The sequence below is a fragment of the Bacillus sp. AP50 genome, assembly GCF_040492675.1.
Lineage (GTDB): Bacteria > Bacillota > Bacilli > Bacillales > Bacillaceae_G > Bacillus_A > Bacillus_A cereus.
Window position 1 is genome coordinate 1 of sequence record NZ_JBEUTW010000342.1, and the last position, 5,186, is coordinate 5,186.

Below are 5,186 nucleotides of genomic sequence, written 5' to 3' on the forward strand. Positions count from 1 at the left end.
CTCCTTCATCGCAGCCGGAATGAGATAATGAAACAATTTAAATAAAATAAAAATCGGAATATATATAAGAAGCACACTAACGATGAAAACCTCAACTCTAATACCGAAATACGATTTCAAAAACATAAAAATACCACCCGTATTAAAAATCCATTCTATAATATATAAATTAGATAACATAAAAAAGATATTCGTTTTCGCAAAGAATAATGTACTAAGCAACACATTTCGTAAAATATGACGATTTAAAATATGAAAGCGCCCCAGCCCTTTCGCCTTAGCAAATAGTACATAATCTTTTTCTAGTTCATTTTCAAAACGAAGCACGACCATTTTTACAAACATAATCGTAGTCGGGATGCTCAAACACAATATTGGCAACCCCCTAATCGACTCGCCTCCAATTGAAGCAATTTGAAAAGGTAAAAAACCTGTTTGTTTAAAAAACCATACAACTAAAATTTGTGATACTAAAATAAGAAGGATATCTGGAATGGATTCTAGGAAGATGAGAAATGATTTAATTCGATGTTGCATACGCGGTGAACTACTCATAATTACATAAACAATACAAAATGCTACAAATAATGAAATAAAAAAAGCAGCTAAAAAAATAATAATCGTTTCTTTATAATGAACGAACAGCTGCGGAAATAAAAATTTACCTTTCACATATTGCAAATTGGAAATATCCATTAAGTTCACAAACACTTCTTTTAAACTCTGTATGTACTTTGATACATCCAGCTTAAATCCATAAAACAATTTCGGCAGAGCCCCTAACATAATAATCCCCAAAATCGAAATAAGAAATTGAATCGTCACTTCCATCCCATTCAAAAATACCTTTTTGACCATTTTCACCCTTCTCTCTCTATAATTTACCCCCTAATTTTATTCTTAATTTTCTGAATTGTAAATATTTTAAAGACAAAAAATCACTAAGCTATGATCCTAGTGATTCTTTATGCGCATGCCTTTCTCTTTTTGCAAACGGAATATATAAAATAAAACATCCAATAAGCGCTGCGAGTTCTAATGAAATAATATAGTAAGGATGCGGTCCTAACATATCGAGTAATGAAGCTGTTTCTGGCTTATGAGCTAAAAACATATAATTACCACCTGTTTTGTAATTCACAAACGAAACAAGCGGAATCAATATGTTTAAAAATATCATCGTACGCTTAATAGATTGCAAGGTCGGTCTATAGCCTTCCACCCAAGTCATAAAGAGTGGTGCCCAAATAAGCAATACATGCGCGATAAAATATTCAATGAAACGAAAATGCGGAAAAGCATATTGCAAATTTGGTGTTAAAATGGCTTGTGATGCACCAATAATTCCCGTAAAAAATACAATCTCATATATTCGATAACTTTTCGTTACAATCATAATCGACGCTAACAATAAACTAATTGTACATAACTCAAACGGTAATGAAGTAGCTAGCTCAAAAATCCCCGCTTTCCACTCCCACATATGAAGCCCAATTTCACTCCCTATAAATAAAAATGCAATCGCATATCGAACCGTTATATTCCACTCATTTTGACGTAATAAATCTTGGTATTGATACAGAAAAAATATCCCCACCAACATAATAAATAATATAATGGCGTGTTGCCTTGAGTATGGAATAAATGGTTTTAATGGGTGCGCGCTAAAATAAGCTTCCATCTTCCTTCCTCCTCTCCTTCATACAATATTATTGTAAGAAAGAAACAACGAGTCAATTCATTTGCTTACAATAGGACAACCTCTACCTTACATTTACATATTCATACCTTACAAAACTGTAAGGTTATTGTAAGCTAAAACGATTTGTCAGATTCTTCACCTCTTCTATACTTAATGTAGATACTAAAACGAACGAAAAGGTGATAAATAGATGAAAAAGAAAAATAAGGTGTTAATTACTAGTGTAGTAGCAATCGGAATTGCAGCTGGATCATACTTTGCATTTGCTGGGGGCGGTTCAGAAGTAGCAATGGCATATAGCGGATATAAAGTAACTGAAAAACAAATCCAAAACGCGCAAAAATTTGGTGGCGAAGTTATTCCAAATGGAATTGAAACTATTTCATTCGATCCAACAAAAGGAACATATGAATTAGCTGTAAAAAAAGGCGATGAAGTGAAAAAAGGTCAGCTTCTATTTAAATACAATGACCCGACTGCTAAACAAGGTGTAACAGAAGCAGAAATGCAAAAGAAAATCGCACAAAAAGAAGTAACGTTGTTCCAAAAACAAATTGATGCGGCGAAACAAAAATTACAAAAAGATAAAAATGCAGGCCTTCCTGCTGAAGCATTAAAAGCATCAGAAGCTGAAGTTGGGCAATTAGAATCACAACTTGAAATGAAAAAGTTTGAAGTTGAAAAAGCTGATGAAATGATTAAAGCAGCAAAAGAGAAAGTAAACACTCTTTCTGTAACAAGTCCTGCTGATGGCGTAATTGATGATATCGTGAAAACTGCTGACGAAAAAACAGGTATGAGCGGAATTACTCTTCGTCACGCTGGTCAATTTAAAGTAAAAGGTCAACTTTCTGAATATGAGCTTGCTAGTATGAAAGTTGGGCAAGAAGTAACTGTTTCATCAAAAACTGTCGCTGGTAAGACTTGGACAGGAAAAGTAACAGAAATCGGTTCTACACCATTAAAGAGCATGGATGAAAATAAAACTGTTTCTAACTATCAATTCACTGTCACATTAGATAATAGTGACGAATTACAAAACGGTTTCCACGTTTACGTAACAAGTAAATCTGGCGAAGCAACTGGTACAATTGTTCCGAAAAGCAGTATTGTGAAAAAAGGTGACAAAAATGTTGTCTTCGTTGTAAAAGACGGTAAGGCGAAAGAACAAGCAGTTACTGTTGAATTCGAGACTGATAGCGAAGCAAAAGTTTCTGGAGTGAAAAAAGGAGAGGAAATTATCTCTAAACCTGAAAAAGACTTAAAAGATGGTATGGAGGTTGTCGCCCAGTGATTAACTTAAAAAGCATCACGAAATCCTTCCAAAATGGTGCAGAATCCGTTCAAATATTACACGGAATTGACGTAACACTGAACCAAGGAGAATTCACTTCTATTATGGGACCTTCTGGTTCTGGTAAATCAACATTAATGAACATTATCGGTTGCTTAGATAAACCGACGACAGGTACGTACGAACTAGCCGGTCAAAATATTTCAAACATGACTGAAACAGAACTTGCACACGTACGTAATAAAGAGATCGGATTCGTATTCCAAAACTTCATGTTATTACCGAGACTTACAGCGCTTCAAAATGTAGAACTACCTCTTATTTACGCTGGAGTCGATAAAAAAGAAAGACGCGAGCGCTCATTAGCTGCTTTAACAAAAGTCGGTTTAGCTGATCGCGCTACTCACTTACCGAACGAATTATCAGGTGGACAAAAGCAGCGTGTCGCTGTTGCACGTGCAATCGTAAATAACCCAAAATTCATTTTAGCCGATGAACCGACGGGAGCACTTGATACGAAAACAAGCACACAAATTATGGACCTCTTTTACGAATTAAATAAACAAGGCTCAACAATCATTATGATTACCCATGACCGTGAAATCGGGGAAGCTGCAGCACGTCAAATTGTAATTCGTGACGGAAATATCGTCCAAGATTGGAGAGGTTAATTTTGAATACGAGTGAAAATATACGCATGGCCCTTTCCTCTATCTTTGCTCATAAAATGCGTTCTATTTTAACGATGTTAGGTATTATTATCGGTATTAGTGCCATTATTACTATCATTTCAATGGGTGATGGTACAAACGCAAAGTTTAAAAAAGAATTAGGCCAAGGAAAAGATAACGAAGTAACGATTTACTACAACAATCCTGATTACGGAACAGATAGTGCCAAAATCACACCTGATATGCTAAACCGTCTCCAAACTGTACCAGGCGTTAAAGATGTGTATCCAGACGTAAGTATGAAAGTAAAAGCATCTGCTGGTTCAAAAGATGTAAATCTTGATTTAAAAGGTGGAACAGGCGCCTTTATGACAGATTCGAAAATAAAATTAGTTCACGGTCGTGAATTAAATGACAGTGAATTAAACCAAGCAATCCCTGCTGTTATATTAAATGAAGAAGCTTTCAACAAATTATTTAGTAGTGGTTGGGAATCAAATCAATACACAGATATAAAAGGAAAGCCGTATAAAATAGTTGGTGTATACGAAACGAAAAACGACTTTGGAATGCCTATGCCTGAAGGTTATACATCACTTGAAAATGCGCCTGTCATTTCAGGAGTAAATGAGTATGACTCTGTAAGATTAACAATGACCTCTCCGACAGAACGTAAAAGTGTAGAAAAACAAGCCGTTTCTGTCTTAAACGAAATGAAAGCTCCTAAATTTGAGCACAAATTCGAAGCACAAGACTTAGGTGAATTTACGAAACAACTAGACGAATCAATCGGTATGATGAAAATGGTATTTGGTGGTATTGCTGCTATCTCCTTACTTGTTGGTGGTATCGGTGTAATGAACATCATGCTCGTATCTGTAACAGAACGTACACGTGAGATTGGTATTCGTAAAGCACTTGGTGCAACACGTGGTAAAGTATTAACACAATTCTTAATCGAATCTTGTATTTTAACAGGACTTGGTGGTTTCATCGGATTCATGCTCGGTATTTTCTTCGCTTGGATCGTCTCAATCTTTGCTGGATGGCCACTCGTTGTCTCAAAAGAACTTGGACTTCTTGCAGTAGGTATCTCCATGTTAATCGGTATTATATTCGGTTTACTACCAGCTAACAAAGCTGCCAAACTGGATCCAATTGAATGTTTACGATATGAATAAACAAAAACGTAGGAGTTTACACTCCTACGTTTTTTATTTATCTACTAAATTGAGTTTCTTCTATTATATATGTTTCACGTTACAACTATCATTCTAATACTCTTCATTATTTATAGGTACTAAGGCTATTATCTAATTCTATTATTGCAAAAATACTATGTAACAGACGAAAATCAAGGCGTAATTTTTTCCATACTTCGACTGATTTTGTAACAATTATACCGATATTTTATTAAATTTCACCTCATTTATATATTTTCACGCCTAAAAAGATTATCGTTTTATAACTAATTTTCCATTCAAACAGTAAAATATGCTACTTTCGTAACGCTATAGAT

5 protein-coding genes are annotated in these 5,186 nt (G+C 34.9%); 3 read left to right on the forward strand and 2 right to left on the reverse strand.

Features of this window, described 5'->3' with window-relative positions; genetic code table 11:
- On the reverse strand, positions 1-858 hold an 858-nt coding region (locus ABWK52_RS21890; RefSeq protein ID WP_353772128.1), incomplete at its 3' end, for an ABC transporter permease subunit.
- 88 nt (positions 859-946) lie between these two features.
- Positions 947-1,681, reverse strand: coding sequence for a YwaF family protein (locus ABWK52_RS21895; RefSeq protein ID WP_000388679.1), 735 nt, complete (start codon positions 1,679-1,681; stop codon positions 947-949).
- A 211-nt stretch (positions 1,682-1,892) separates the two neighbouring features.
- On the opposite strand from ABWK52_RS21895, the gene ABWK52_RS21900 reads away from it, so the two are divergent.
- From ABWK52_RS21900 to ABWK52_RS21910, 3 genes are read left to right on the forward strand one after another with little or no spacing between them, the layout of a single operon-like run.
- Positions 1,893-2,996 carry an efflux RND transporter periplasmic adaptor subunit gene (locus ABWK52_RS21900; protein ID WP_000728828.1) on the forward strand — a complete coding sequence of 368 codons (1,104 nt, stop codon included), beginning with the start codon at positions 1,893-1,895 and terminating at the stop codon, positions 2,994-2,996.
- Entirely contained in the window at positions 2,993-3,667 is a 675-nt protein-coding gene (locus tag ABWK52_RS21905) for an ABC transporter ATP-binding protein (RefSeq protein WP_098541748.1), read from the forward strand. Before ABWK52_RS21900 ends, ABWK52_RS21905 begins: the two co-directional genes overlap by 4 nt.
- 26 nt (positions 3,668-3,693) lie before the next feature.
- Entirely contained in the window at positions 3,694-4,848 is a 1,155-nt protein-coding gene (locus tag ABWK52_RS21910) for an ABC transporter permease (RefSeq protein WP_001986269.1), read from the forward strand.
- Positions 4,849-5,186 lie beyond the last annotated feature (338 nt).

Excerpts from the sequence above, each read along its gene's own strand:
- ABWK52_RS21900 (WP_000728828.1), top strand. The coding sequence starts at position 1,893 with ATGAAAAAGAAAAATAAGGTGTTAATTACTAGTGTAGTAGCAATCGGA.
- ABWK52_RS21895 (WP_000388679.1), bottom strand. The coding sequence starts at position 1,681 with ATGGAAGCTTATTTTAGCGCGCACCCATTAAAACCATTTATTCCATAC.
- ABWK52_RS21910 (WP_001986269.1), top strand. The coding sequence starts at position 3,694 with ATGGCCCTTTCCTCTATCTTTGCTCATAAAATGCGTTCTATTTTAACG.